The following is a 3,174-nucleotide window of genomic DNA, read 5'->3' as shown; positions in this document are numbered from 1 at the left end:
ACGGCCGCCAGCGTCAGCCAGCGGCCCCAGGCGGGTCGGCGAAGCATCCTGGTGGCCATGGCGCTAGAAGGCGATGCCCACGCTCAGGTGCAGCCGCCACTTGCGCACCTCCTCGCCGTAGGCCAGGTCGACGCGCAGCGGGCCCACCGGGCTGCGCCACCGCATCCCCAGGCCGTAGCCCCAGGCGAGGTCGAGTTCGTTCCAGTGGTTGGCCGCATTGCCGGCGTCGACGAACGCCGCCCACCACAGCGACGGGCGCTGCGCCGAGATCGGCCGGGCGATCTCGGCGCTGCCGGTGAACATCACGCGGCCCGAGGTCACTGCGCCGTCGACCACCGGGCCCAGCGTGCGGTAGGCATAGCCGCGCACGGAGTCGTCGCCGCCGGCGCGGAACAGCAACGTGTCGGGCACGCCCACGTTGTTGGCGGCGAAGAGGTTGCCCGCCTCGATGCGCGCGCTGCCGTACCACGTGCTGCCCAGCGGCTGGTAGAGCGTGACGCGGCCATAGCCGCGGCCGAACGGGCCGTTCTGCTCGGTGGAGTTGCGCGAGCGGCCGAGCGCGGACTGCAGCGAGAGCGTCCAGCCATCGGTGGGCAGCAGCACACTGTCGACGTCGCGGTAGATCCAGTGGTAGTTGCCGGTGACGGCCTCGCTGCGCGTGCGGCCGGCCGGGTTGTCGACGCGCGCATGCGTGAGCTCGGCGAAATACAACCGCTCGATGCGCGGCGTGTCCTGCGTGCGGCCCAGGCGCGCCGTCCAGGCGGTGCGGATCTCCTCACCGGAGCGCAGCCGCTCCGCGTTGCCGGCCACGAGGTTGCGGTACAGCCCCTCCAGCGGGTGCGAGATCAGCTCGCCGCTCCATGACTTGATCGACGAGCCGACCTCGAACTTGTTGGTGGCCACCCAGTCCAGCCCGAAGGGCCGGCGGTGGCGGTGTTCCAGCGTGACGCGGGGTCCGGTGTTGGCGCTGACACCCACGCCGATGGTGGCCTGCTGCAGGGTCAGCTCGCGCACCCGCACGCGCACCGGCGCCGCGCCGGCGGTGGCCGGCTCGGGATCGAGCTCCACCGAGGCGCTCTCGAACAGGCCCAGCTTGAGCAGCCGCTCCTGGTAGTCGAGCAGCAGCTTCTCGCTGTAGGGTGTGCCGCGGCCGAAAGTGGCCAGGCGCCGCACCGTGCTCGCGTCGTAGCGCTGCAGGCCCTCGACCTCGATCTCGCCGAGGCGGAACAGCGCGCCGCTGTCGAGCTCCACGCGGATCGCCACGCGATGGCTCGTCGCGTCGACACGCGCCTCGGTCTTCGCCCAGGCCGCGGCCGGATAGCCCTCGGCCCGCGCCCGCGCCAGCGTGGTGTTCTTGGCCGAGGCCCAGGCCGGCTGGCGGAAGGCCTTGCCTTCGCCCAGCGGCCAGTCGCGCCGCAGCGCACCCAGCAGCTCGGCGGCACCCTCGTCGGACTGTGCCGCCAGCCGCTGCAGCTCGCCGTCGACGACGAACTCCACGCGCTCGACCACGCTGCGCGGGCCCGGCTCGACCTTGATCTGCACCACCGGCTGCCCGTCGGCATCGACGCGGCGCGAGCTTTCCACCTGCGCGGCGAAGTAACCCTCGGTCTCGAGCAGCGCGCGCGCCTGCGCCGGCGCGGCCGCGGCCAGGCGGGCCAGTTCGGAGTTGTCGATCGCCTCGGTGTCCGGCGCGTTGCGAAAGCGCGAGAGGTCCAGGTGCTCGGCCAGCAGCGGTCGCAGCGCGTCGGGGGCGATCAGCTCGAGGCGATAGGGCGCCCGGGTGGGTGCCGCGCCCGCTTCGGCCTCGGCGCCCTCGGGACGCTCGGTGCGCAATCCGTCGAGCGCCGAGCAGCCGCCGAGCAGTGCCACCGCCAGCACCGCAGCGCCGGCGGGCAGCGCCGGGCGCGGCGCGCGGCGGGTCATTTGCTCAGCAGGCGCATCGCCCCTTCCAGCCCCTGCAGCGTGAGCGGGAACATGCGCTGGTTCATCAGCTGCTGGACGATGGAGATGCTCTGCCGGTAGCCCCACACGCCCTGCGGCTCGGGGTTGATCCAGGCGAACTTGGGGAAGGCGTGGGTCAGCCGCTGCAGCCACTCGGCGCCCGGCTCCTCGTTGTTGTATTCGACGCTGCCGCCGGGCTGCAGGATCTCGTAGGGGCTCATCGTCGCGTCGCCGACGAAGACCAGCTTGTAGTCCTTGTTGTACTTGCGGATCACGTCCCAGGTCGGGAACTTCTCGCTGTAGCGGCGGCGGTTGTTCTTCCACATGAAGTCGTAGACGCAGTTGTGGAAGTAATAGAACTCGAGGTGCTTGAACTCGCTCTTGGCGGCGCTGAACAGCTCCTCGACGCGGTGGATGTGCTCGTCCATCGTGCCGCCCACGTCCATCAGCAGCAGCACCTTCACCTTGTTGTGCCGCTCCGGCACCATCTTGATGTCCAGCCAGCCGGCGTTGGCGGCCGTGGAGCGGATGGTGTCGTCGAGGTCGAGCTCCTCTTCCGAGCCCTCGCGCGCGAAGCGGCGCAGCCGGCGCAGCGCCACCTTGATGTTGCGCGTGCCGAGCTCCAGCGTGTCGTCGTAGTCCTTGTACTGGCGCTGGTCCCACACCTTCACCGCGCTTCGGTTGCGGCCCTTGTCCTGGCCGATGCGGATGCCCTGAGGGTTGTAGCCGTAGGCGCCGAACGGGCTGGTGCCGCCGGTGCCGATCATGCGGTTGCCGCCCTCGTGGCGCTCCTTCTGCTCCTCGAAGCGCTTCTTCAGCGTCTCCATCAGCTCGTCCCAGCCCATCTTCTCGATGGCCGCCTTCTCCTCTGGCGTGAGCTCGAGCTCGAGGTGCTTGCGCAGCCACTCCAGCGGGATGTCCTGCGTGAAGTCGGTGAGCATCTCCACGCCCTTGAAGTAGGCGGCGAAGGCGCGGTCGAACTTGTCGAACTGGGCCTCGTCCTTGACCAGCGCGGTGCGGGCGAAGTAATAGAACTGGTCGACCGAGTTGTCGATCACGCCTTCCTTGAGGCCTTCGAGCAGCGTCAGGTATTCCTTCACGGAGACCTTCAGCTTGGCCGCGCGCAGCGTGTAGAAGAAGTTGATCAGCATCGGCTCGCCGGCGCGCCGGCTCCCTGGGGCGAGAACGGTTCGAGGAGGATACACGCCCGGCCGGGCGGCCGTGATGTCAAGG

The 3,174-nt window shown here is 70.0% G+C and carries 2 protein-coding genes; both read right to left on the bottom strand.

Going from position 1 to position 3,174, the window contains the following annotated elements; translation table 11 throughout:
- Window positions 1-63 precede the first annotated feature (63 nt).
- Window positions 64-1,923 (bottom strand): autotransporter assembly complex protein TamA, encoded by a 1,860-nt coding sequence (locus tag AB7U92_RS24615; RefSeq protein ID WP_428583089.1) that lies wholly within the window; start codon window positions 1,921-1,923, stop codon window positions 64-66.
- Window positions 1,920-3,092, bottom strand: a complete 1,173-nt coding sequence (locus AB7U92_RS24610) for a vWA domain-containing protein (protein WP_428583091.1) — start codon at window positions 3,090-3,092, stop codon at window positions 1,920-1,922. Before AB7U92_RS24610 ends, AB7U92_RS24615 begins: the two co-directional genes overlap by 4 nt.
- Between the last annotated feature and the right edge of the window lie 82 nt (window positions 3,093-3,174).

It is taken from the genome of Piscinibacter sp. (assembly GCF_050175855.1).
GTDB lineage: Bacteria > Pseudomonadota > Gammaproteobacteria > Burkholderiales > Burkholderiaceae_C > Piscinibacter.
This window is presented reverse-complemented; position numbering and strand designations above follow the sequence as displayed.

What these genes read in the sequence shown, in the direction of transcription:
- AB7U92_RS24610 (WP_428583091.1), bottom strand. Translation starts at nt 3,092, where the DNA reads ATGCTGATCAACTTCTTCTACACGCTGCGCGCGGCCAAGCTGAAGGTC.
- AB7U92_RS24615 (WP_428583089.1), bottom strand. Translation starts at nt 1,923, where the DNA reads ATGACCCGCCGCGCGCCGCGCCCGGCGCTGCCCGCCGGCGCTGCGGTG.